Origin of the sequence: Sphingomonas sp. PAMC 26605, from assembly GCF_000241485.1 — a bacterium.
Classification (GTDB): domain Bacteria; phylum Pseudomonadota; class Alphaproteobacteria; order Sphingomonadales; family Sphingomonadaceae; genus Sphingomonas.
In genome coordinates, this window is record NZ_JH584242.1 from 45157 (window position 1) to 70839 (window position 25683).

The window sequence follows — 25683 nt, forward strand, 5'->3', positions numbered from 1 at the left end:
CCCGGCAGCTGCGCCTCCTTGAACGAGGCGTGTGGATAGCCGGACAGGACAATGGATGCTTGAGGCATGACGGCGGAAGCACGCGTGGCATGGCGCGAGGGGCTGTTCCTCCGCCAGCAACATCTTCAGCAGCAGGACCGCCACACCGATAACCTGATCAATGCGCGTGCTGAAGCCGGGCAGTCGTTCGTCTGGGGCGTGTCCGAACTCAAGATCAACGCGGGCCTCGCGGCGCTTGGCACGTTCGCGATCGAGCGGCTGGTTGGCGTAATGCCCGACGGCACGCCGTTCGCGATCCCCGACACGCTGCCGCCGCCACCGCCGATGCAGCTGCCCACCGACACGCGCGATATGGTTGTCCTGTTGACGCTACCCGCGTATCAACCCGGTGCGGTTGAATTCCGGATAGCGAGCGAGCCAGGTTCTGATGCAGCTCGCTACCTTGTCGATGAAGTGGAGGTATCCGACGCGTTTGCCGAGGAGCGAACGCGCGAAGCCATCGAGATTGCCCGGCCTAACTTACGCTTCGGCATAACCCGAGAACAGATCTATGGGCGTATCACGCTCGGCTTGGCGCGCGTGCGCGAGGTGACGACAGCGGGCGTCGTCTTTGATGAGCGCTACATCCCGCCCGCGCTGGCCATCCGGTCGAGCGCGCGCTTGACCGGATGGCTGGCGGATATCATCGGCCGGATGGGTCAGCGCATCGATGAACTCGCCATTCGCGCCGTAGAAAACACCGAAGGTGGATCGGAGAGCTTTGCGACCTTCCTGCTTCTTCAGGCTCTCAACCGCTATCAGCAACAATTGCAGCATCTGCTAACTTTGCCGGTTGTGCATCCGGAGCGGTTCTACGAGAAGCTGCTCGGGATTGCGGGTGATCTCGCGACGTTGACGCGCGAAGACCGGCGGCCACCGGCGTTCCTGAGCTATGACCATGTTCGGCTGCAAGAAGTGTACGAGCCGGTTGTTGAGGCGATCCAGGCCGCGCTGTCGGCCGTTTACGACCGGGCGGCCATCCAATTGCCGCTCCAGCGCGCCGGGCCGGGCGCCTATACGTCGCGCATTATCGAACCCGCGCTTTACCAGACTGGTTACTTCTATCTGGCCGTGAGCGCGCGCATGCCACTTGACGATCTGCGAGCACGGTTCCCCTCCGTGGCGAAGATCGGAACTGTCCAGAATATGCGACAGATCGTCGACTCCGCTTTAAGTGGCGTTCCGCTCCAACATAGCCCGACGCCACCACCGCAAATCCGGGCTTTGCCGGGCTTCGTCTATTTCGAACTTGACCGGTCAGTCCCGGACTGGGTCGAGTTCGCGAGTTCGCCGGCGTTGGGCTTGCATGTCGCGGGCGAGTGGCCGGAGCTTCGCCTGGAACTCTGGTGCGTCAAGAAGACCGGGCGATGAGCGATCCTTCGGAGCCGTCCGCTGGCGAACAGACCGTGTTCATACCCGCTCTCAGCACGCCGGAACGAAGGGAACCGAGCCGAGCGTTGGCTCCCCAGACAATGCCGCCCGGCCATGATCACGATGCCTACGACGACGTCCCCCGCCCGCCGAGGGGTGCAGCGGTCGGCAGTGCCATGATGATCGGCGCAGCGCCGTTGCTCGCGTTGATCGCGGCGGTGCGCTCCGGCCGAGTCACGATTGATCTGCCGCGGCTCCACCAACGGGCTACGGCGGCGGCGACGCGTTTCGAAGAGCGGCTTGCCGCGGGGGAATACGATGCCGAAACGCGGCGACGCGCCCGCTACGCGGTGTATGCAACGATCGACGACATCGCCCAGAACCTGCCCTCCAGCAACGGACGTACCGGGGCCGAATGGGCGCGGCGGAGCATGGTGGTGCGCGCGTTCGGGGAAAATATCGGCGGCGACCGTTTTTGGTTGCTGCTCGAGGACATGCTCTCGCGGCCGGCCCAGCAAGCCGAATTGCTCGAACTCTACCACGCCTGTCTCGCGGTCGGGTTCGAGGGGCGCCACCGCGTCAGCCCCGATGGCCGCAATAAGCTGCGCGCTATCCTCGATAGCAATTTTGCGGCGCTGCCACAGTCGCGCGGGCATTCGGATATCGATCTCGTGCCGCACTGGCGGGGCAGCCCCAAGGCGCCGCGCGCCTACGGCGCGTGGACCCCATTGACGCTTGCGGCCTCAATCGCACTCGGTCTGGTGCTGCTTATCCTATTTGCATACCGGATCGTACTGATCGAAACCGGGCAGCCAGCGACGGGAGCGGTGCTGGCGATCAATCCCGAGCAACCGCTCCGCCTCTCGCGCGCCGCGCCGCCACCGCCCGCCACCGCCGATGCGCAACAGCAACGCGTCGCGGGTTTCCTGCGCGACGAGATCGCTCAGCACCTCGTGACCGTCGAGGAGGATTCCAACAGTCTGCGCGTCCGCACCACGGTCGGCGCGCTGTTCCGCTCAGGATCAGACGCGCTCGAACCAGGACGCGAGGCAATTTTTGAGCGTATTGTCCGCGCGCTGCAAAGCGAGCCGGGAAGCGTCCGCGTCGAGGGCCATGCCGACAGTGATCAGGTTCACAGCCTGACCTTCCCGGACAATATGGCCTTGTCGACGGCGCGTGCGGAAACGGTCGCTTTGATCCTTCGCACCGGACTTAGCCGACCCGAACGTGTGAGCGCCCAGGGGTTCGGCTCCAGCCGTCCTCTGACCTCAAACGACACGGCGGCCGGCAAGGCTACCAATCGCCGCGTCGAAATCCTCATCCCCAGACACGAGCAGTGACATGGACCGTCTAACCCGAAATTGGTGGGTCGTCGCCGGCACGTCCGCGTCGATCCTCGCAATGATCTTCGCCGTCGGGCTGCCAACGCTTTTCCCGGTGTTGCGCGCGCCATGGCTGCGGGCGCTTTTGCTAGCGTTCGTGCTGCTGGGTTTTGCTGGCGCGGCGGGCTTGCGTCTGTGGCGGGCGCGTCGAGCGTCGCAGGCAATCGCAGGCGAGCTTACCCGCGACGACGGTACGCTTGATCCCCGCGAAAGCGAGACGCGCGTGCTCACCGCGCGAATGCGCGACGCACTAACGCGGCTAAGAGCGGCCAACGACGGACGTCGTGACTACCTTTACAGCCGCCCGTGGTACGCGATCATCGGCCCATCGGGTACCGGTAAGACCACCGCGCTGCGTAACTCCGGCTTGCGCTTCCCATGGTCGCACGCGGCGCTTGGGGGCACGGGGGTCACCCGCGATCTCGACTTCTGGTTCGCCGACGAGGCCGTGCTGATCGATACCGCCGGACGCTATACCACGCAGGAGACGGGCGAGGCGGCCGACGTCGCGGGATGGGAACAGTTTCTGAAACTGCTGCGTCGCTACCGGCCGCACCAGCCGATCAACGGCGTCATCGTCGCGCTGTCGATCGAGACGTTAATGACCAGCAATCTCGCGCAGCTCGACGCCCACTCCGCCGCGATCCGCCGTCGGCTCGCCGAGCTGAAGCGCATGCTCGGCATTTCGGTGCCAATCTATCTCTTACTCACCAAGGCCGATCTGCTGTCGGGTTTCACCGAATTCTTTGCTGATCTCGACGCGAATGGCCGCCGCGCAGTGCTGGGCGATACGCTCGATCTTGAGGCTCCGGTTGATCAGACGGCGATCCTCGCGGCGTTCGATCGTGTGACGGCAGCGATGTGGGCGCGTTTGCCCCGTCGGCTGCACGACGAGGGCGACGCGCGCCGTCGCAGCCTGTTGCTGGGCTTTCCCGCGCACCTCGCCGAATTGCGCGCTCGAGTTGCGCGCTTGACCGAGGGCGCGTTCGTGGCCGATTCGGTGCAGCCGCACGTGCTGCGCGGCTTTTATCTGGCGAGCGGCGTGCAGCAGGGGGTCGCGCTCGACCGGGTGTTGAACGCGATGGCGGAAGTTTATGACGAGCCGCAGGCGCCACCATCAGATCGCAGCGCACGCGCTTTCTTCCTCAACCGATTGCTGACCGACGTGATGTTCCCAGAGGCCGGGTTGGTACGGTCCGACGCGACCGCGCGTCGCCGTGGACGCCGTGCTACGATGGCGAGCTATGCGGGGGTCGGGGTGGTCACTCTCATCGCGGTCGCCGCACTGACCGGTTCCTTTGCCGCCAATCGCGAATTTCAGAACCGAATGTTGATCGATGCGCAACAAGCAAGCGCGCAAGCGCAGACAAGTGCAATCGACCTCCAGGAGGTACGCGCGAGCGACCCGGACCTCGAACAGGTTCTGCCGCTACTTGATCGACTTCGCGCCCTGCCGCGCGGATTTGACGCAGGCGTCGCCGCACCACCGCTACATATGCGGCTTGGCCTGTTTCAAGCGGGTCTGGCCATTTCCGGTCGCGAAGCGTACAAACAAGGGCTGCAACGTGTCGTGCTGCCGCGCATTCTGCTGCGGCTCGAGCAGGTCCTTCGGTCAGACGGGCAAAATCCGCAGCAACTGTACGAACCACTTAAGACGTATCTGATGCTCGGTGGCTATGGCCCGCTCGATCGTCAGTCAGTACGCGCCTGGGTCGTGCAGGATTGGCGCGAGGCGTCTCTTGCTGGTCCTGACCGCGAGGACGTCCGAGCCCGGCTGGGGCGCCATCTCGATGCGTTGCTCGCCGACCCCGATATCGGGCAGGTCTGGGCGGGCAGGAGGGCACCGCTAGATGGCGCGCTGATCGCTTCCGCCCGGGCGGCGGTGCAGACCCTGTCCCTGTCCGATCGCGCCTATGCCGTTCTGCGCGAGCGCGCCGCAGCTTCGGGCCAGCCAGATTGGCGCGCGGGCGATCTGCTCGCCAGCGGCGATGCACAGGCCTTCCACGGCGGGGTTGCGCTGCTTGCGACGACGATCCCGTGGTTTTTCACACGCGACGGCTACCTCCACGGCTATCAGCAGGGTATGGCGCGGGTGCAGGTCGAGCTGGACCGCGATCTTTGGGTGCTGGGCGCAGACGCTGCCAAACAGTCGATTCGGGCACAGCTCCCCGAGGTACGCGCCGCCGTCGCGCAAAGCTATGCACGCGATTATATCATCGCTTGGGATGCCATGCTGGAGCGGGTCCAGCCGGCCAATTATTTCGCGAGTCGGGCCGCGCTCGGCGCATTCACCCGTAATCCGTCGCCACTCAAAGTATTGTTGCAGGAGGTTCGCCGCAACACGGCGCTGGCAAGCGGCCGCGCGACCGTTGGTGATGCTGGCGGCATGATCCGCGACCATTTCCGCCAGCTCGGTGATTTTGCCGGCGTTGGCGTCGCGCCCGCGCCGGTCGATGAGCTGGTGAAAGCAGTCCGTCAAGCCGCTTCCGCAAGCGCCGCGGCCGGTACGGCGGGCGCTTCGCTGGCCGGCGGCGCAATGCAGGGACAACTTGCGACCGCGCTCGGTGAACTCTCGACGGCGGGCGTGGTCGCGCCACCGCAGTTGCAGGCGTTCGTCGGCGGAGCCGCGCGGACCGGGCAGGGTGCTGCGGTGCACACCGCGCGTATCGCGGTGGATGCGCAATATGCCGGCGTCGCGGCCAATTGCCTCAAAGGCGTCCAGAGCCGCTACCCGTTCGACCGGAGCGCGGCGACCGATCTTTCCGCCGCCGATCTGCAGCGCGTCTTCGGCACTGGCGGCGAGCTCGACGCGATGGTTCGCGATCATCTTCGGCCGCTGCTTGATACGGGGCAGTCGCCATGGCGGTGGCGCAGCAGCGATCCGCTAGCCGCGGGGCTCAGCCCCAACAGCGCGGCGCAGTTCGAGCGCGCGGGCGTGATCCGCGATCTCGCGACGGGCGGCGTGTCGTTGAAGGTCGCAGCATCAGGGATGGCGGGCAGCATTACGGCGGTCGAGTTCTCTACCGGTGGCGCAACACACCGGTTCGAGCTTGGCGCCGCCGAGCAGGTACCAGCGATATGGACCTCGACTAGCCTCCCCGCCGCGCATGTTGTACTGTTCGCGGGTCAGCGCGAAGTGAAGCGGATCGAGATACTCGGGCCTTGGGCGCTGTTCCGATTGCTTGACGCGGCGAGGGTACGCAATGCCGGACCGTCGCGCCTGCGTGCCACCTTCGGCGACGGCACGCAGACCGCCTCGCTCGACATCTATCTGCCGTGGGCAAGCAATCCATTTGGGCGCGGGGGCCCGTTCTCGTTCCATTGTCCGGCCCGCTTGTGAGCGGCGGCGGACCGCTGCTCTATGCCCTTTGGTACGTTGACGAAACGGTGGTTCGATCCAGAGGTTGCCATGCTGAGATATGAGCAAGGCGTCGCCAGCCACGCTGGCTATGTCCGCAAAATCAACCAGGATGCTTGGCTGGCTCAGCCTGATCAGGGACTGTGGCTGGTTGCCGATGGCATGGGCGGCCATGCGCGTGGCGAATGGGCATCGGCGGAAATTGTCGCATCGGTTGCCCAGAGTGTCCATGCCGACGACCTCCACGATGCGGGTGCAGAACTGACTGCGGCTATCGAACGCGCCAATCATCGCCTCGTCGCGGCCGCGAAGGCGGACGGCGCATCGATCGGCTCGACCGTGGCAGCTCTGTTGGTGCGGGGCGGGCGCGGTAGCGTCCTGTGGGCGGGTGACAGTCGTGTCTATCGGTATCGCGGCGGAGCAATCAGCCTTTTGACGCGCGACCATTCGCAGGTTGAGCAGCTTGTGACGGACGGCCTGATCACGGCGGCGGAAGCGGCGAGTCATCCGATGGGGCACGTGTTGACCCGCGCGATTGGAGTGGGCGATACGGTGCTGCTCGATCGGGTGGAGGTCGACGTGCTGCCGGAAGATGTCTTTCTTTTGTGCAGCGACGGCCTGACGCGTCCCGTCGCTGATGTGGAGATTGCCCGCTGGCTCGGCCGCGAAACGCCCGAGCGCGCTGCTACAGGTCTTCTCGATCTCGTCCTTAGCCGGGGGGCGCCCGACAACGTAACGCTCGTCGTGCTTGGATGCGATGCGACCACACTAGTGGAGGCCTAGCTCTCAGCTGCGCGCCCTGTTTCTTAGTTCGCTAACGTGGTGCTCGTACGCGCTGCGGAATTCCTTGGCAAACACGTCCATGAACGCCTCGTCGGCACCCCGGATCACGCCTTCGAATTCCTGCTCATAGGCGCGCCATAGCGCGGCCTCTCGCGCGCTGGCGATCCAACGCTGCCATGGCGATCGCGCCTGCTGACGTTCGCGTATCGCCGCGGGGGAGAAGCGCGACAGGGTATCGCCGAGCGCCCCGCGCATCGCCGCGAGCGTGGCCATCTGATGGGCCTGCAGATCCTGAAACGCATCCTCGATCGCCCGACCAGCCGGCATGAAACCTGGCTGTGCCGGTTCGAGGAGCTGCAGCAACGCTCGTTCGGGTGAGCGAATAAACTTAAGCGGATTGTTGCCGTTGAGTTCGAGGCTAGTACCCTCGGCGCCAAGCTGCGCTTTCGCACGCGCGCGCGCTTCGACCATTAAAACCAATCCGGTCACCATCTGCCGCAAGATCGCGCCGGCCGCGGCCAGCAGCGCGGGCGGCGGCGAGCGCAGCGAATCAAGTGGTAGGCCCGCTGTCTGCACGAACGCCGACCAGCCATCGGATGCAATCGCCGGCGGGACCGGTGGGTGCTCCGCTGGCGGCTGTGGTGTGGTCGACGCTTCATCCGCTTCGGGAGAGGGGGCCGCCATCGCTGGAGGGCTCCACGCGCTCATTACCTCCTCGACCGGACCGAACCCGCCGCGAGACCAGACGATGTCGTTTTGGCGCGCGAGGTGGCCCCAGACGTCGACGGCCGATGGGGGGGCCGCCTCCCGCGGTGCGCTGGCCCAGGGCGAGACGCCGAGCGCCGGCGCGGGCGCGGACCACTCATAGTCTACGCTCTCGGCGATGCTGGCGGAAGGCGCAGGCTGGTGTCGGGCATCGGCGCCCCACGCATTGTCGGCATCCATATCGCCGGGGTCGGCATTGTCCCAATCGTTGGACACGCCACCGGAGGCGGTCGCGCCCGCAGGTTGTGCGGTTTCCGCCCTGCGCGCATCAGGCAGACTGGCAAGCAATTCGTAGCCGCCGACCGTTATGCGATCGCCGTCACGTATCGGGTGCAGCGTCCCGAGTCGTTCGCTCGATCCGTTTAGGAAGGTGCCATTGGTGCTGCGATCGGCGAGTAGGTACTCTCCGTCCCGATAGCTAATCTCGCAATGTCTCGACGAGACATGGTTCTTCGGGTCGGGCAACGACCAGTCGGCATGGGCGGACCGTCCGATCACCGCGCCCCGACGATCAAGATGCAGCTCCGCCTGCTCGCCATTGTCGAGCTTGCGATGTCCAGGAATGGAAAGGATCAAGGTCATGACGAACGGTCCGTTGGTTGAGCGGCAATTGCGGCACCCCAATTGAGTGCGGTGTCGAGGTGCGCGGCGGGGTCGCTAGTCGCATAAACCGCCGTCAGCACGGCGCCGGCGGCAAGCCGGCCGGTGGTGTGGCGGGGGGTAGGGACGGGGCGCTCGCCGATCGGATACACCGAACCGCCCGACATGAACGTGGCTTCGGCACAGAGTCGCGCAGGCGTTATAGTTGTGATTTCGGCGCCGACCTCGGCTGCCGTTCGGCGAAGCGCGTCGGATGGCTCGCGTAGCCATGCCTCCACGGCTTGCAGCGTGCGCACATCGGCCACGCTGGTCTGCGGATAGACGGTCACGACGCGCATGGCCCACGCAACGGCCTCGTAGCGCGGCAGCGCCACGCCTAAGAACTGCGCCGCTTCAAGATCGTGTCCCGCGACGCGCAGAGCAGCGAAGAAGCGCGCTGGCGAAACATCGTCACCGGCTATCCGAGGTCGATCGAGCAACTTCGTGATTTGCCATGCTTCCGACCATATCGTCTTTGGCCAATTGGCAAGCACAGATGGTGTCGTCGCGAGTGTGTCGTTCAAAACGGGGGACCTATAAGACTGCCGAAGAATTCGCCGTTTTTGCCGACTGTGACACTCGACTGTGCGTTGATGATGACCATTTCACCGGAAATCATTGCCATGATCTCTCCTTTAGTTTGAACCGTCATAGAATCGGCTGAGATGTTGACGGGCGTCAGGTTGACTGAGCTCTTCCCAGACGTCAGCCGGATGCCATCGGTATCGATCACCAGCTTGTTCATCCCGACCTGAAGCGTGATGCTTTGCTTCGCTTCGATCACGGCCTGACCCATCTCGACCTTAAGCCGGTAGTTTCCGGTCTCAACGGTGGTAGCCTCGTTCCCGTGGACCGCGGTGTTACGATCGCGACCCACGCGGGTCTTGCGATCTCGGCGGATACGCGCCTCGTCGTCAAGCAGCACTTCGGCCAGCCGGTTGCGTTGCGCACGGACGTAGATTTCCTCGGCGCCGCCTTTGTCTTCAAAACGCATTTCGTTGAAGCCGGGCCCCGTCGGGGTTTCCTCGGCTCCAGAATAGCTGCCGATCTCGCCGATGGTATGCGAGCGATACAAGGACCGGGTCCGGTTTTGCGGGAGCGAATAGGCGTGTCGATGGTCCGAATTATACACACGACCCGTGACGATTGGACGGTCGGGATTGCCACCGAGGAAATCGACGATCACCTCTTGTCCATTGCGCGGCAAAGTTACATGGCCGAAGCCGGCGCCAGCGGAGGGGTGCGATACGCGCAACCAGCAGGATCGCGCTTTATCCGGCGGTCCGCCGTCACCCCACAGAAAGCGCACCCGCACCCGCCCCATCGGATCGGCGTGGCTATCGTCGGCTCCCCCGATCATTACGATCGCAGTCTCCGGACCGGCGACGGGCAGTGGTGCTATAATCGGCGCGCGGAAAGTCGTGTCGGCGGTAATCGCTTCGATCGCGACACGGCGCGGTTCCCCGTCATTCCCGGTGCGATACGGCTCGGCCCACATGTCATAGTCAAGCGCGCTGATGACAAACGTGTCGCCGCGGCCGAAAGCATCGTCTGCGTCGAGTGTGAAACGACCACCGCATGCTAGCCCAATCGCGTCACCCTCGCCTGTGTAGTAACGCTGCCGCGCGTGCGCTGCCTCCAGTTTTACTTGCGCCCAGTGAAGGCCTAGCGCCTCATCGATGAAATCACCGGTAAATTCGTGGATCTCTTGCCGATCGGCGGCCGATTGCGTGTTCCCGGCGACGCGACCCGTGCGGGTGCGGCTGCTCTCGTAATCGAAACTTTGCAGCACCACCTTAGCTTGTCCGCTGGTCGCAGCGTGCTCGCGCCAAATCCACAGCGCCTCAGCGAGCCCACCCCGCCCGGAGTGGTCCGGCCGCAGCCTGACGATATCGCGACCCGGCGATGGGCGATGCGATGTCGGACTGTCGCAAAGCACCAATACGTGCGCGCCGGCTTCATGACGGAAGAAAAAGTAAATTCCGTCGCGCTGAAGCAGCCGCAGCACGAAATTGAGGTCGCTTTCGCGATACTGTGTGCAATAGGGAATCGACAGATGGCGACCGCTTAGCCTGCTGTAATCGACCTGTCGGCTGTAATCTTCGAGAACCTCACGCACGATGTCGACGGCTGTGCGGTCCTCAAAGATGCGGTAGGCGCGGTTTTGCCCGAGTAGATACAGCCACGGGCGGATCACTAGACGGTAGTGAAAACCCTGGTCTTCCCCGCCAAGGTAATGCGCCTCGACCAGCATGCCGTGAAAGAAGCGGACGGATTCCTCCAGCTCGAACACTTCGATTTTGGCCGGCTTGCCTAGGCTCAGGAGCATGTCGACCCGCCCCTCGGTGATTATCTCCGCCTCGATCGAGAACAGTTCGCCCATTCGTTCGCTCGACGTGAAGCGAATGAGCTTTGATGGCGCGCCTAGCTCGACGGTGATCTCCGCCTGACGCTTCATACTGTCACCCCATCGAAGTTACGAATGTGACCATTATGTCGATTGTCACACATTCGCCCTCCGCATAGGCGGAGCGCGAACGCCGGGTCCGCCGTCGGGCCTGGGTCAGGCAAGGACGGTTTAGCATGACGATTGACATCGAGGCGCTGCTCGCCCCGTTTGGGGATGAAGCTGGAACCGGTCCGGATCTTGCGTATGATCCGAAACGCCACGCGATCGAGACGGCGTTCGACGCGCCGGTTTCGATAGACGCGTCGGGCGTGATCGAGGACGTTCCTGTCACCGATTGGCGTTCCGTCGTGACCGCGATCGAGGAACAGGCCAAGCGCACCAAAGACGTTTGGCTTGCCGTCTATCTCGCCCGTGCCGGCGCGCGCGCTGGCCGCTTTGACTGGATCGAGGCGGGCCTCGATTATCTCGCCGGGTTGGTCGAACGCTACTGGCCAAGCGTTCATCCGCAGCTCGGAGAATATGGCTTTCAGGGGCGCAAGGGTGCTTGCGACACGCTGGTCAACTACCGCGAATTCGTCGGACCGCTGCAGACTGCTCCACTGTTCAGCCACCCGCGGTACGGTAGCTTCAGCGGCAGCGATCTCCAGCGGTTCCACCGCGCCGGCGATGCGGAAGACGGCTATGGCGCGTTCCGCGCCGCTCTTGCCGAAGGTGGCGAGGCCGAATTGCGCGCGATCGGCCCGCGCCTCCGTGGCATCGATAGCTTGGTTCGCCGCACCGATGCGATACTTGTCGCCGAGGGCGGCAGCGAAAGCGGTACCAATTTTGCCGGACTCTATGACGCGATTGGCGCGGTCCGCGCCGCGATCGCCGCTTTCGCTCCGGAAGCGCCCGCCATGTCCAACGACAGCGATTTCGTGAGCGACGGCGCGCCAAGCGCCATTGCTGATCGCACTACCACCACGGCTATTTCGGGCGTCCGAAATCGTGACGAGGTCCGCCGCGCGCTGGCGCTCATCGTCGAATATTACCGCGTTCACGAGCCGTGCAGCCCGGTTCCACTTCTGCTGACGCGCGCGCAGGCGTGGGTAGAATACAGCTTCCTCGATGTGCTCGGTGATATTGCGCCGGGCGCTGTCCCGGATGTGCGCATGCTGCTCGAACTGCGCGACAAGTCTTGATCCGGAGCGTCGGCGCATCGATCGGACGGCGCTGGGCACCTTAGTGCTGCGGCCGGGCATTCCTGTTCTCCTGTCGAGCATAACGGTCGAAAGGATACGTCAGGCATTGAGAGTTGCCCAACTTATTAGCGTTTCAGATGAAGCCGAAAAGCTACGGCCCTCAATATCCCGACATTGGCCGGTCAGACTTAATGCATGTTGCAGTGGTAACCTGTTCGCATGGCGATGTAACCCTGCTGAAGCCCCTAAAGCTGATTCACCTCGTTATCGGCTGGACGGCGCTTCTGTTCGTCGCGGCGCTTTATGTGGGACGAGGTCGCAATGGTATCGGCAAAAGGCGGACAGCGCTTCATTAAGGAAAACCGGGCGCCGCGTGTCCATATTGAATATGAGGTCGAGACCTACGGCTCTCGCCAGAAGATTGAGATACCGTTCGTGATGGGGGTGATGTCGGATCTATCAGGCAAGTCGTTGGTCGAAAAAAAGCCGCATGTTGATCGCGACTTCGTCGAATTTGACATGGACAATTTCGAAGAGCGGATGGAACGCATCGCTCCGCGCGTGGCGTTCGCTGTCGAGAACACGCTCACCAAAGAGGGACGGCTTGGCATCGATCTGACCTTCTCTTCGATGGAAGATTTCAACCCCGGCCAGATCGCGCGCAACGTGCCGGCCTTGGCCAAGCTGCTCGAGGCCCGCGAACAGCTTAACGACCTCATGCTTTACATGGACGGCAAGGCTGGCGCGCAAGACCTGCTCGACAGCGTGCTACGCAATCCCGAGCTAATGCGCTCGCTCGCCGCCGCCTCGCCTGCGCCGGAAAGTGCCGACGAAGCAGAATGAACCGGCACTGCGCCGTACTCGAAATTTCCAGAAGGACAGAATGATGGCCCAGGAAGCTCTCCAGCAGGACGCCACGGCGGGACCGACCACGGCCGTTGAGACCAGCGATTTCGCGATGCTCCTCAATAAGGAGTTCAAGCCCAACACAGACGCCAAGCAAGCCCGCATCGAGGAAGCAGTCAAGACGCTCGCGCAGCAGGCGATCGACGATGCCAGCGTGATTGGCGAGGATGTCTATCTCACCGTCGACGCGCTCAAGGCGGCCATCGACCGTAAGCTCACGGAGCAGGTGAATGCGATCATCCACCATCCCGAGTTCCAGCAGCTTGAATCGGCGTGGCGCGGCGTCGCATATCTGGTCAACAACACTTCGACGGGCAAGGATCTCAAGATCCGTGTGCTTAACATCTCGAAGGAAGAGACGCGGCGTCAGTTGCGGCAGCATCGCGACGCCGGGTGGGACCAGAGTCCCCTATTTAAAAAGCTGTACGAAGCCGAATTTGGTCAGCTCGGTGGGCAGCCCTACGGCGCAATCGTCTGCGACTATCATTTCGACCATAGCGGCCCCGACCTTGAAGTGATGAAGGGCTTAGCCAAGATCGGCGCGGCCGCGCACGCGCCGTTTATTGCTGCCGCGGATCCGCACCTGATCGGGATGGAGAGCTGGTCCCAGCTCTCGAACCCGCGCGATATCGCGAAGCAGTTCGATGCAACCGATTACATGGCATGGCGTACATTCCGCGCCTCGAACGACAGCCGCTACATGGCGCTGACCCTGCCGCGATTCCTCGGTCGACCGCTCTACGGCGCCGAGACCGATCCCGTTCCAGACTTCGCGTTCGAGGAGGAGGTCAACGGCGAGCACAACAAATACCTGTGGGTCAATTCCTCCTACGCGCTTGCCGTGCGGATCACTGAGGCGTTCAAGACTTATGGTTGGTGCACGCGAATTCGTGGGGTGGAATCGGGCGGTACGGTCGAGGATCTGCCGACTGCGCTGTTTCCGACCGACGAGGGCGGGCTCGATGCCAAGTGCCCGACGGAGATCGCCATTTCGGACCGGCGCGAGGCCGAGCTCTCCAAAGCCGGTCTGATGGCCCTGGTGCATCGCAAGAACACCGATCATGCCACTTTCATCGGTGCGCAGACGCTGCATGCGCCCAAGGCGTATGAGGATGCGGACGCGACGGCGAACGCAAACCTTTCGGCGCGCTTGCCCTACCTATTCGCGAGCTGCCGGTTCGCGCACTACCTAAAATGCATGGTGCGGGACTGGATCGGCGGCACCCGCGAGGCGCCCGAGCTCAGCCGCGATCTGCAGAGCTGGATTATGCAGTATGTCGACCTCCAGCCCGAACATTCGGACGAGAAGACCAAGGCAAGAAAGCCGCTGAAGCAGGCATCGGTCGAGGTTATCCCCGATCCGGAAAACCCCGGTTACTATCGGGGTCTGTTCCGGATGGTTCCCCACTACCAGCTTGAAGGCATGGATGTTAGCCTTAGCATGGTTTCGCGACTGCCCAAGGGTAACAACTAAGCGTGTCCAATATTCGTTTGTATAGTGGAGTTAAATCATGGCTGTAGAAATCTTCTTGAAACTCGATGGCTGCCTTGGCGAGGCGATCGCTAGCGGGCATGAGAACGAGATCGACATCATCGGCTGGAATTGGGGCGTCACCAATCAGGGATCGGCGCACTTAGGCGGCGGTGCGGGCACGGGCAAGGCCAATTTCCATGATCTTACCGTTACCAAATATATCGACCTTGCCAGCACGACGATCCTGTCGAACTGCTCCAAGGGCAAGCACTTCAGCACTGCAGTCCTGACAGCCCGCAAGGTTGGCGGGGATAAGCCGCTAGAATATCTGACGATCACCATGACCGAAGTTTTTATCAGTGGTGTCCAGCACGGTGGTAGCCTTGGCGATGAGCGCACTTCTGAGAATGTCACGCTTAACTTCGAGAAGGTCAAGGTCGAGTACAAGCCACAGCAGGCAACTGGCAGCGGGGGGGGCGACACGCCTTTCAACTGGGACATCCGCAAGAACGAGGCGGCTTAAGCCGACTCTCGCTACGTCGGCGGCTGTCGGCGTAGCGCCCTGTCAGGTTGCGAGGTGCAAATGCCTTTTCTGTCGTTCTCTTCATCACAGCCACAAACGCTAACCGTCTTCCACGGAACGTTGGCTTCGATCCTAAGGAGTGGCGGGGAGCAGGTTTCGGCGCCCGGCGAGTTCAGGCTCGCGGTCCGGCTGGACGGGGAAAAGTATAAGACGATCCTGAAGAATCCATTGCTCGAAACCGCTATCATCGAAGCCGTCGCGAAAAAGATGGTGACCGAAGTCGCGCCACAGCTCGCGAAATACTATCGCGCCAACGGAAGGGTCTCGCAGATCGCGCAACCTCTGCAGGAGGCAATTGCCGCCGCGCCGCGATGGGTCAATGACGCGTACAATACACAAGCGCCGATCATCCAGTCCTGGCGTAAGAACCGTTGCGATCAAAGCGTCGCTGCATTGAAAAGCATGCTGTCCATCGCCACCGCGACTGTAGGCGTGGTGACCGCTGCGCCGACGTTCGGGGCGACCTCTATACCGGCGGTCTTTGCCTTGTGGTCGGCCGTCTCGGATCTCGCCGGACTGATGCAACAATCCTGGCAGAGCGTCACGGAGGCCGAGAAGGCCGTTATCGCTCAGGCCAGAGCGATCGATCAGTATTACACATCTTCAAACTCCGCGCTTAAGGGACTTCCGCCGACGATCGGGCTCAAGCGCTCCATCGCGATCACCGAAGCCAATTTTCCGTCGCAGGCGGGCGGTCCTGCGGCTGCCGGTGCGACAGGTTTTCACAAGATGGCGGCGTTCGGCAAAAACGCCGTTGGCACTGTGGCAAAATCGTTGGGCGCGGGGCCGATAATGAATGCGGTCGGCGTCACCGGAGGCCCCTCCGTGCAGGGCTTCGAAAGCGCTTTGAAAAATTACGAGATGAAGCTGACGCATCTCGTCCACACGGCCAATAATCTTACCGGGCTGCTGATGGAGATCCTGATCCAGAATGACCAACTGGCCCACAGTACGGCTGTAGCCGACGTCGAAAAGCTCAAGGCCAATGAAGCACTCGTTGCGCAAATCATCGGTAGCGAGAGAGGCGGCGGGATACACCGTGTCCGATCCGGTTATCGCAACAAGGTCTCGATTTTGTGGCTCGTCGCGTACGCCGAACGAGGCATCGAGTTTTCCAAGGCGCTCCGGTCAGACATGGCGACCCGTCTGATGGATAGCGGGCTGAAGACCTTGCGAGGTACGGAAGCCGTAATCTCGTTTGCGCTCACACTCGCAAAATGGGTTGGCGATAACCAGGCAGCCATTTGGGGCGGATCTCTGGTCAAGTTTGGGCAGGAAATGAAAATCTTGGATAAGCAGGAGGATCTGCAGTTCCAAGGTGTCCGTGACGCATCGACAACGCTCATGAGCTGGATAGTGGAAAGTCTTGAGATAAAAAAGGCGTTCTCCGGCGATGCATCTGACCTAGAAAAATCCGAAATAATACTTTCCATAAAGGAAGATTACAAACCGGACGCCGCCGGTGCTGTGAAGGAATCATACAAATCTATTCAAGAACTTTACGATAAGATACAAGATATGAAGAGTTCGCAATAGCACAGTTTCGATAGATTTTTGCGAGTAGGGCGAGACCAAAGTGAACCAGTGTCATAAGAACATAGCCCCGGCTGCGATTCAAAGCGGTGCCGATGTTGATGCGATAATCGTCAATCTGATCGATGACATTCGGAAGCGACCTGCCGACCAGCGGTCTCGAATGTATCTTTTCCAGCTCTTATGTGTCGAAGGTATGTGGGACAAAGCGGGTGCGCAATTGCGGACACTGGCGCAATTGTCTCCCGAGGCGCAGATGCTGGCGGCAGGCTACGGACAGGCGATCGCCGGGGAAGTGACCCGCGCGGCGTGCTTTGCCGGGAAGGGGGAGGCCACGCTGTTGGTTGACCCCGACGGGTGGGCTGCCGATCTCGTTGCCGCGATCGAGGCCGAGGCAGCGGGTTATATCGCCCGCAGCGTGCAGTTGCGGTCCGATGCGTTCGATCGCTGCCCGCTGTTCAGTGGTGAAGTAGATGGCCGCCCGTTTCGGACGTTGTTCGACGGCGATATGCGGTTCGGCCCAACGGTGGAAGCCATCGTTGCCGGGCGCTGGGGCCTGATCCCGTTCTCGACGATCGAGGAGATCGTCACCGCCGGTCCGGTCGATCTGCGCGATCTGGTGTGGTTGCCAGCGGAAATACGTTTCCGCGACGGTCCGGCGCTCGCCGCTATGCTGCCGGTTCGCTACCCCGGCGTCGAGCATGAAGCTGACGCGGACTTGCGGCTAGCGCGGCGGACCGAGTGGCGGGAATTGCCTTATGCGGTACACGGCGCTGGGCAACGCGTGTGGACCACCGACGCAGGCGAAGATGTCGGCATCCTGTCGTTCCGCCGCATTAAGTTTGACCGGCCATGACGCCGACACGCGCCAACCCGACTTTGTTTGACAAGCTCGTCGCTGATCTCGAGCTCGACGGGCTCCGTTCGGACACGGAGGAGGTTGGCGCGATCGACCGCGCATCGCTTCGCTATTATACCGTGCCGCGTATTGAGCGCTTCAACGAAGCGGCGCTGCGCGCCACCGTTCTGCGCGAACTGAATTGGCTGCTGAACACAACCAATCTCGCCGCGATCCAGGATCTTTCGGCGGTTCCCGAAGTAGCGGCCTCGACGCTCAATTACGGACTCGCCGATCTTACTGGCCGGCTGTTGACGCGCGCCGGTGTGCAGGCGCGCGCGAGGGAGATGCGGCAATCGATCGCGGTCTTCGAGACGCGCGTAGCCCGCAGCACGCTCGATGTGCAGCCCGACACCGACCGCGAACGCGCGCACCGGATCGGTTTCGTGATCCGGGGAGATCTCACAGCGGCCGCCCAGGCGTTGCCGGTAGTGTTTCGCAGCGATGTCGAGATCGACACCGGTGTCGTCGAGCTTTGGGGCGAATGATGGATCCTCGGCTGCTCCAGGCTTACAATGATGAGTTGATCTACCTTCGGCAGACCTCGCAGGAGTTTGCCGCGGAACATCCCTCGGTGGCAGGTCGACTCGGCCTTGGCGCGGTCGGCGATGTCGATCCCTATGTCGAGCGCCTGCTAGAAGGGGTCGCGTTTCTTGGGGCGAGGGTTCAACTCAAGCTTCAGGACCAGTTCGGTGACTTCACCCAGCATCTACTGAACGCGATCCAGCCGCACTATCTCGCTCCCACCCCGTCGATGTGCGTGGTGGCGTTCGAACCGCGCGAGGGCGACGCGGCGCTGGTCGAGGGCATCGCCGTGCCGCGCCACACGACGATGCGCGGCACCGCGAGCGATCGCGATCAGACGCCCGTCAACTTCCGAAGCGGACACGCGGTCACATTGTGGCCGCTGCAGCTGGTCGAGGCCGAATATCTGGCTGGCCGTTCCGAAGTTGCCCCCTTCATAGCCGGCCATCACGGTGCGCCAGTCGAGGCCGGGTTGCGGCTCCGCTTCGTCGCGACAGGCGGCGCGGATCTGAGCGTGCTCCGCCCGGGTCGCCTGCCGCTCTATCTTGATGGTGCCGGCACGACTCCCGGCGAATTGTACCGGCAGCTGATCGGCGAGGCCGTTGCCGTGGTCGCGCGTCCTACGGGCTCTGCCGATGCGGTCAGCGCAGCCCTGCGCCTACCGGTGCCGGTGCCGCAGGGCTTTGACGAAGACCAGGGCCTGTTGCCTGGCGACAAGCGATCGCACCGCGGCTACCGTTTGCTTGGCGAATATTTCGCCTGCCCGGAGCGCTTCCTCTTCGTCGGGCTGGAAGGGCTCGACGATGCGTTCGCAGCATGTTCGGGGCACGCTGCCTGCGACGTCGTCATACTCTTCGGCCAGGTGTCCGAGGTCCTCGCCCGGGCGGTTTCGTCCAGCAACTTCCGGTTGTTCGCTACGCCCGCGGTCAATCTGTTTGAAAAGCAGCTCGACCGGGTGGCGATGGACCCGTTTACACACGAACGCCAGATCATCCCGGACCGGACCCGCCCAATCGACTACGAGGTGTACCGCATCCTTGACATGCGTGCGCACGGGCATGAGGCGACACAGATTCATCCGGTTGTGCCGCTCTACGACTTTGCTGGCCTGCTGCATGATTGGGACGATGCCCTCTTCTATGTCAGCAGGCTGCGGCCACGCCGCCTGTCGACGCGCGAACAGCGCTCGCGAGCGCGCGGCGACTATATCGGCGTCGAGAACTGGGTCAGCATTAGTGCCCCCGGCCGCCCCGCTCGTCTCGAGGAAATCCGGGAACTGTCGGTTCGCGCATTGGTGACGAACCGCGAACTGCCGATGCGGATGCGCACCGGCGAGAACGCGCTGCGCCTCGAAGAGGGGTTTCCGGTCCGCGCGACGACGATACTGCGCGCGCCGACTCGTCCGCGTCCGCCGCTCGCACTGGGGGATGCAGCGTGGCAGGTGATCGGCCATCTGACTCCCAATTTCACCGCATTTGCAAGCGCGCGGGAAGAGGATGCTGCGCTACTACGCCGACATCTGGCGCTATATGGTCAGGTCGACGACCCCGGCCTGCGCCGTCAGGTCGAAGCGGTCCGCACAATTCGCGCCAGTCCGATTTCGCGCCGCGCGCCCGGACAGGGTTCGGGCGCAATGCTGCGCGGACAGCGGCTGCACATCACCCTCGACGAGGGCGGTTTCGAGAATGGCCGAGCCTTTCTGTTCAGTGCGGTGCTCGACCGGTTTCTTTCCGAGTTTGCTGCCGTCAACAGCTTTATCGAGACGACCTTTGACAGCTTTCAGCGGAGAGGATTTGCGCAATGGCCAGCACATCTCGGCCATCGTCCGACCATTTGAGCCTGCTCGCGCGCGGCGCGTCACAGGTAGCTCGGCTCACGCCGCTCGCCCTGCTGCGCGCGGCGGAAGCTCGTGCGTCAGGGCTGCCGCGTATCGGTCAGTCCAAGCTACCGTCCGACGACGTCGCAACGCTTGCCCAGACGCCGATGATGGCATTCCCCGCCGCTTCGTTGAGCGCAATCACCCTCGATGGCGCGCGACCGCGCATCGAAGGATATTGGCTTGGCCTGACTGGGCCGATGGGCCCACTGCCGCTTCACCTGACCGAGTTTGCCTCCTACGAACGTCGTTACGCGAAGGAGCAGCCGTTCGGCGATTTCATTGATCTCGCAGCTGGGCGAATGCTGCAATTCTTCTACCGCGCCTGGAGCGCCGCAAGTCCGGCCGCAAGTATCGACCGTCCCAGTGACGACCATTTCGGCGATCGGCTCGCCGCACTTACAGGGGCGGAGGAGGGGGCCACTACCGATTCCGCCTTCCCGGCGCGCGCGCGTTTGCGCTATGCGGCGTTGTACGTCTCTCCGCGCAGCGCCGCTGCCATCGCCGACGCGCTGAGCGACCTGCTGCGTGTCTCAGTGCGGGTCGTCGAGAACGTCGCGCGCTGGCGCGATGTTGAACCCGAGGATCGCACAGGTCTTGGACAGCGCTTCGCGGCGCTGGGGCAGGATATCCTCACCGGACGGCGGGTCCAGACCGCGCAGGACGCCTTCCGCGTAGTGCTGACCATGCCAGACGCACGCACCTATGCCGCGTTTCTTCCCGGCGGCCAGCGCTTCGCGCTGGTGACGGACGCGCTCGATTCCTTCGCGCCGCCGCATCTCGAATGGGAGGTGGAACTGGAACTCCCGGCGCGTGCGGTCGCGCCGATCCGTCTTGGCGGCGGCATGCGGATCGGCTGGTCCGCCTGGACAGGCAAACCACGCGGCGCCGACGCGCGCGCCGACGCGCGCTTGGGGCCGAGCGCGCGTCGAATGGCCAGCCATCATATTAAGGAGCAAATATCTTGACGGAGATCAGCCGGTCAGCCCTATTTGGGCGCCTTCATCCTGCCGCCCGCAAGGCGATCGAGACCGCGACGGGGCTGTGCCGCCAGCGCGGCAATCCGTATGTGGAATTGGCACACTGGTTGCACGTTATGGTGCGCGATGGGCAGAACGATCTGGCGGCGGTCCGCGTTGCTTTCGCACTGGACGATGCGCGGCTGTCGGCCGATCTTCTCACCGCGCTCGACCAGTTGCCCCGCGGGGCGACGGCGGTCTCCGATTTCGCCCCGCAGATCGAGGAACTGATCGAGCGCGGGTGGCTATATGCCTCGCTTATGTTCAGTGATCGGCAGATCCGAACGGGGCATCTCATTGTAGCGATGCTAAAGACCAATGGTTTGCGCCGGTTGGCGCACGGGGTGTCGGGCGAATGGCGCAAGATTGACGCGGACCGACTCGTTGCAGATTTCAGCGCCATTACTGCCGGTTCATCCGAAACCACCATCTCGATCGACGCCGATGGCGGTGATGATCCTGTCGCCGCAGTCGATTCACGCGGCGACAACGCGTTGGCGCTCTATGCTATCGATCTGACCGCGCGCGCGCGCAGCGGCGCGATCGACCGTATCGTCGGCCGTGATGCCGAAATCCGCCAGATGGTCGATATCCTGATGCGGCGACGCCAGAATAACCCGATTCTGACCGGTGAGGCCGGGGTCGGCAAGACAGCGGTGGTGGAAGGGTTGGCGCGTCGCATCGCGGACGGCGATGTGCCGCCGCCGCTTGCAGACGTGTCAATCCACGCACTCGATCTCGGGCTGCTGCAGGCCGGCGCGGGGGTGAAGGGCGAGTTCGAGGAGCGTCTGCGCCAGATCATCGATGAGGTAGAGCGGTCGACACGCCCGATTGTGCTATTTATCGACGAGGCACATACGCTGATCGGCGCCGGAGGCGCGCCGGGGACGGGCGATGCCGCCAACCTGTTGAAGCCGGCACTGGCACGCGGGCGCTTGCGGACGATCGCCGCGACGACCTGGGCCGAATACCGGCAATATTTCGAGAATGACCCCGCTTTAACACGCAGGTTCCAGCCAGTCGCGATCGGGGAGCCCGACACCAATCGCGCGATCGCAATGTTGCGTTCGCTGACAGGCGTGATGGAGGCGCATCACCAGGTCGTCGTGCTCGACGAAGCCATCGAGGCGGCGGTCCGGCTTTCGCAGCGATACGTACCGGCGAGGCAATTGCCCGACAAAGCCGTAAGTCTGCTCGACACCGCCGCCGCGCGCGTCGCGGTGTCACGTCATGCCGCGCCGGCGGCGGTCGAGGACGCACGCCGGCGCGTAGAACTGCTCGAGACCGAGCGCGCGATTGCCGAGCGCGAGTCGCACGGCCGCTATGACCGTTCTGATCGTGTCTCGTGGGTTGATGCGACTCTGGTTGCCGCGCGCGATGATCTGATCAAACTCGAGGAGCGCTGGGCTGCCGAGCGCTTGGCGGTTGCGGCGGTAGGCATCGCGCGCGCAGCGTTGATCGCGGAGGAAGGCGCGAAATCGGCGGCTGCGCTCGACGCCGCGATCGGCGAGCTACGGACCCTACAGGGTGACGATCCGATGATCTTCGGCGAGGTCGATGCCGATATCGTGGCCGCCGTCGTCGGCGATTGGACAGGCATTCCTGTCGGCCGCATGGTTCGCGACGAACTCGCTGGAACTCTGGCGATAGAAACGCGGCTGAAGGCGCGAGTAATTGGGCAGGACCATGCAATGGATGCGATCGCACGACGCATCCGCACAAGCCGTGCCAAGCTCGATAATCCCAGCAAGCCGGTTGGCGTGTTCCTGCTCGCCGGGCCCTCTGGCGTCGGCAAGACCGAGACAGCGCACGTCCTAGCCGACCTGCTCTATTCGGGCAGCGACAGTCTGATCACCATCAACATGAGCGAGTTCCAGGAGGCGCACTCGGTCTCGACGCTCAAAGGCGCACCGGCGGGCTATGTCGGTTATGGGCGCGGCGGCGTGCTGACCGAGGCGGTCCGGCGTCGGCCGTATTCGGTCGTGCTGCTCGACGAGATCGAGAAGGCGCATCCAGACGTCCACGAGATGTTCTATCAGGTGTTCGACAAGGGATATATGGAGGATGCCGAGGGGCGGTTCATCGACTTCCGCAACACGATGATCCTGCTGACCTCCAATGTCGGCACCGAGCTGATTGCTTCGCTGTGCGAGGATGCCGATCTCGCGCCTGAGCCCGAGGCATTGGCGGGTGTACTTCAGAGCGAGCTGCTCAAGACGTTTCCCCCGGCATTGCTCGGCCGGCTCATCGCGTTGCCTTATCTGCCGTTGTCGGCGGCGATGCTGCGCAGCATTATCGGCCTGCAGCTCGACCGCGTGGTGGCGCGTGTGGCGGAAAATCACGCGATTCGCCTGATCTACGATGCCGATGCAGTGGAGCTGATCGCGGTGCGGTGCCTCGAAGTTTCCTCGGGCGGCCGGATGGTCGACGCGATCCTCACAAATACGCTGCTGCCCGAGCTGTCGACCGCGTTGCTCGAGCGGCAATTAGGCGGCGAGACGACCGCGACGATTGTCGTCGGCGTCGAGGATGCGCGCTTCGCCTACCGCTGCGACGCCGCAGCGCTAACGGATGTCGATTTCACCGAGGCAACGGAATGAGCGACACGAACGATACTTCGTCGTCCGATCCTGTGGACCGCGCGCCGGACCCGTTGACGATCATCGCTGCCGACGGCGGATCGGTGCCGACGGGTGCAACGAGCGTGCGCCGGTCGGATGGCGGGATTGAACCCGGAGACCTGCTCAACGGGATCTACCGCGTCGACCGCTTCCTCGCGCGTGGCGGTATGGGCGACGTGTATGACGGCGTGAACGTCGAGACCGACGACCGCGTCGCGATCAAGGCGATCCGCAGACACCTCGCCAGCGATCCAAAAATTGCCGCTCTGTTCCGGAAGGAGGCGCGGGTGCTGACCCAATTGTCGCACCCCGCGATCGTCCATTATCGTGTGCTGGCACGCGAGCCACTGCTTGATCTGTTGTACATCGTCACCGACTTCGTCGACGGCGAGGCGCTTTCCGAGCATCTTGACGGCACCCGGCCGAGCCTGGCGCGCGTGCTGCGGCTCGCCCGTCGGCTAGCTGGCGGGCTGGATGCGGCGCATCAGCTCGGCGTGGTGCATCGCGACGTGTCGCCCGACAATATCCTTCTGCCGGGCGGCTCGCTCGCCAAGGCGCGGATCATCGACTTTGGCATAGCCAAGAGCCTCGAGATCGGGGTCGAAACCGTGATTGGCACAGGCTTTGCGGGGAAGCTCGGCTACGTCGCGCCTGAGCAGTTCGGCGAGCATGACCGTGCGATCGGACCGTGGACGGACGTTTACAGTACCGCCCTCGTGCTCCGCGCGTTCGCCAGCGGCCGCCCGTCCGACATGGGAACGACGCTCTCGGACGCGGTCGAACGCCGCCGCGTCGTACCATCGCTTGACGGAGTGCCGCCCGAACTCGCAACGGTGCTTGCGCGGATGCTGGTCCCGGACCCGGCCGCGCGGTTGCGTTCGATGTCGGCGGTGCTGGAGGCGCTCAACGGTATCGATGCCGTCGACGCACCATTGGCAACGACCTCTGATGCGTCCTTCGGCGCGGCCCACACGACCTTCATCGCCGCGCCGCCGGTGTCAGTGGAAAGCAAGTTGGAGACCTTTAAGCTGCCGACGACCACGCCCGCGCGTCGTCGCCGCCCGACGCGGACGCTAGTCGCCGGAGTGCTGGGGGCCGCGGCGGCGCTTGCGGGGGGCATCGCTTTGCTTCGACCATCGCTGCCGCCGCCCGTCGCGCCGAAGCGGATCGTCACCCATCCCGCCTTGGCAAAGTCCGTTTCGGGATCGCCGATGCAAGCCGCGCTTGCCACGCTGCCGTGCAGCTGGGTTTCTGCGACAAGCTTCCAGCCGGGGGCGGCGGCGGTGCTGAGCGGCGCGTCGGGCGATCCGGCAGCGCTCGGCGGACAGGCGCAGGCGGCGCTAGTTGCGAAGGGGCTCAACCCGGGACGGACAGATACCGCAGCTGTGTTGCCGATGCCGACGGCTTGGTGCGACATTGCCGCGGTCGCGCGCCCGCTCGACGTCGGGCTGCAAAACATTCCGGCGACATTGCAGGCGGCGAGTCCGGTGCTCGCACTCACGGTAAAAACGCCCGGCTGCCCGGCCGATCCGCGCGCGCGGCCTGAAATCAGCTGGTCGCGCGGCAGCCGACGAGAGTTCGCGCTTCTGGGCCTGCTGCCGTCAGGTATGATCGTGCAGATCGCTGGCAGCCGTGGCGAATTTGAGCGGCAGGCGCAACTCCATCCCGACTTCTTCCAGAACCACGGCGATGGCAGCTATCGGCTGGGGCTTTGCCTGTCGCAATCCGGGCCGGTGGGTTTCCTCCTAGTCCAGTCGGACACGCCGCTCGATCTTGGCATGTCTTCGGGGCGGCCGATCGAGCCGGCCGGCTATTTCTACAAGGCGTTCCGCTGGCAGGCGACGCGGCATGGCTGGCTGACGCAGGCAGCTTGGGTCCGTGTTGATCCGGAGGTAGCGAAACGCGATGTACAACCGTCGCCGACCGAGCGGCCGACCGTGCGTGCTACCCCGGCCAGGGAGAAGATAACGGTGGGGTCGCGCCGAGAAGAGGCAAAGAAGCTGGTCACGACCTCGTTGTCTCTGTGCCGCCGCTTCGCTGATGATCGGTGGAATGACGTCGGGCAATTGTCGCTCGGTGCCTGTGTCGCAAAAATCTATGCAGATGATTGCAACGTCACTTATAGCTATCACGGCACGCTTCCCATGCGGCGCTATCGAGGTCAGATTGAGGGCGAAGTCTCCAGGCGTTGGCTGCCTTTGCAACATGCGCCTGCTTGCCACCGTAAATCGGGCGGATTGCTGGGATTGTTCGGTCGCCATCACGATTAGATGGAACAATAGGATGGGCCCGCCCTTCGTCCGAAAGCATGCCCAGCGCC

18 protein-coding genes are annotated in these 25683 nt (G+C 63.4%); 15 read left to right on the plus strand and 3 right to left on the minus strand.

Annotated elements, in window-relative coordinates; translation table 11 throughout:
• Positions 1-66 precede the first annotated feature (66 nt).
• Genes tssK through RH90_RS18535 form a run of 4 tightly spaced genes read left to right on the plus strand, consistent with a single transcriptional unit; the run spans position 67 to position 6933 of the window.
• Positions 67-1410, plus strand: coding sequence for a type VI secretion system baseplate subunit TssK (gene tssK, locus RH90_RS18520; protein ID WP_010187904.1), 1344 nt, complete (start codon positions 67-69; stop codon positions 1408-1410).
• Positions 1407-2750 (plus strand): type IVB secretion system protein IcmH/DotU, encoded by a 1344-nt coding sequence (gene icmH, locus RH90_RS18525; protein WP_029625464.1) that lies wholly within the window; start codon positions 1407-1409, stop codon positions 2748-2750. The genes tssK and icmH overlap by 4 nt, the downstream gene beginning before the upstream one ends.
• Before the next feature lies 1 nt (position 2751).
• Positions 2752-6132, plus strand: coding sequence for a type VI secretion system membrane subunit TssM (tssM, locus tag RH90_RS18530; RefSeq protein WP_010187908.1), 3381 nt, complete (start codon positions 2752-2754; stop codon positions 6130-6132).
• A 21-nt stretch (positions 6133-6153) separates the two neighbouring features.
• The gene (locus RH90_RS18535; RefSeq protein ID WP_232280418.1) at positions 6154-6933 is read left to right on the plus strand and encodes a PP2C family protein-serine/threonine phosphatase; all 780 of its coding nucleotides are present in this window, start codon (positions 6154-6156) and stop codon (positions 6931-6933) included.
• Positions 6934-6936: 3 nt separating this feature from the next.
• Here RH90_RS18535 and tagH read toward each other — a convergent pair whose 3' ends face one another.
• Genes tagH through RH90_RS18550 form a run of 3 tightly spaced genes read right to left on the minus strand, consistent with a single transcriptional unit; the run spans position 6937 to position 10795 of the window.
• Positions 6937-8280, minus strand: coding sequence for a type VI secretion system-associated FHA domain protein TagH (tagH, locus tag RH90_RS18540; RefSeq protein WP_010187912.1), 1344 nt, complete (start codon positions 8278-8280; stop codon positions 6937-6939).
• Complete coding sequence (locus RH90_RS22190) at positions 8277-8861, minus strand: DUF6931 family protein (RefSeq protein WP_157134723.1); 585 nt, start codon at positions 8859-8861, stop codon at positions 8277-8279. The genes tagH and RH90_RS22190 overlap by 4 nt, the downstream gene beginning before the upstream one ends.
• Positions 8858-10795: a type VI secretion system Vgr family protein gene (locus tag RH90_RS18550; RefSeq protein WP_010187916.1), complete on the minus strand. Its 1938-nt coding sequence runs from the start codon at positions 10793-10795 to the stop codon at positions 8858-8860. Before RH90_RS18550 ends, RH90_RS22190 begins: the two co-directional genes overlap by 4 nt.
• A gap of 125 nt (positions 10796-10920) precedes the next feature.
• Between RH90_RS18550 and RH90_RS18555 the strand changes: the two genes are divergently transcribed.
• The 11 genes from RH90_RS18555 to RH90_RS22195 all read left to right on the plus strand — a co-directional run bounded on the left by RH90_RS18555 (position 10921) and on the right by RH90_RS22195 (position 25633).
• Entirely contained in the window at positions 10921-11928 is a 1008-nt protein-coding gene (locus tag RH90_RS18555; protein WP_010187917.1) for an ImpA family type VI secretion system protein, read from the plus strand.
• Positions 11929-12249: 321 nt separating this feature from the next.
• Complete coding sequence (gene tssB, locus RH90_RS18560; protein ID WP_010187919.1) at positions 12250-12771, plus strand: type VI secretion system contractile sheath small subunit; 522 nt, start codon at positions 12250-12252, stop codon at positions 12769-12771.
• Between the two features lie 43 nt (positions 12772-12814).
• Positions 12815-14308 carry a type VI secretion system contractile sheath large subunit gene (tssC, locus tag RH90_RS18565; RefSeq protein ID WP_010187923.1) on the plus strand — a complete coding sequence of 498 codons (1494 nt, stop codon included), beginning with the start codon at positions 12815-12817 and terminating at the stop codon, positions 14306-14308.
• 37 nt (positions 14309-14345) lie between these two features.
• Positions 14346-14831, plus strand: coding sequence for an Hcp family type VI secretion system effector (locus tag RH90_RS18570; protein WP_010187926.1), 486 nt, complete (start codon positions 14346-14348; stop codon positions 14829-14831).
• A gap of 60 nt (positions 14832-14891) precedes the next feature.
• Positions 14892-16427 carry a hypothetical protein gene (locus RH90_RS18575; protein WP_010187928.1) on the plus strand — a complete coding sequence of 512 codons (1536 nt, stop codon included), beginning with the start codon at positions 14892-14894 and terminating at the stop codon, positions 16425-16427.
• A 40-nt stretch (positions 16428-16467) separates the two neighbouring features.
• A complete protein-coding gene (locus RH90_RS18580) occupies positions 16468-17280 on the plus strand; it encodes a type VI secretion system accessory protein TagJ (protein WP_232280419.1) in 813 nt (270 codons plus the stop codon).
• A complete protein-coding gene (gene tssE / locus RH90_RS18585) occupies positions 17277-17810 on the plus strand; it encodes a type VI secretion system baseplate subunit TssE (RefSeq protein WP_010187932.1) in 534 nt (177 codons plus the stop codon). The genes RH90_RS18580 and tssE overlap by 4 nt, the downstream gene beginning before the upstream one ends.
• Positions 17810-19684, plus strand: coding sequence for a type VI secretion system baseplate subunit TssF (gene tssF, locus RH90_RS18590; protein ID WP_010187935.1), 1875 nt, complete (start codon positions 17810-17812; stop codon positions 19682-19684). The genes tssE and tssF overlap by 1 nt, the downstream gene beginning before the upstream one ends.
• Positions 19681-20691 carry a type VI secretion system baseplate subunit TssG gene (gene tssG, locus RH90_RS18595; RefSeq protein WP_010187948.1) on the plus strand — a complete coding sequence of 337 codons (1011 nt, stop codon included), beginning with the start codon at positions 19681-19683 and terminating at the stop codon, positions 20689-20691. The genes tssF and tssG overlap by 4 nt, the downstream gene beginning before the upstream one ends.
• Positions 20688-23342, plus strand: a complete 2655-nt coding sequence (gene tssH / locus RH90_RS18600; RefSeq protein ID WP_051124864.1) for a type VI secretion system ATPase TssH — start codon at positions 20688-20690, stop codon at positions 23340-23342. The genes tssG and tssH overlap by 4 nt, the downstream gene beginning before the upstream one ends.
• Positions 23339-25633, plus strand: a complete 2295-nt coding sequence (locus RH90_RS22195) for a serine/threonine-protein kinase (RefSeq protein WP_010187958.1) — start codon at positions 23339-23341, stop codon at positions 25631-25633. Before tssH ends, RH90_RS22195 begins: the two co-directional genes overlap by 4 nt.
• Positions 25634-25683 lie beyond the last annotated feature (50 nt).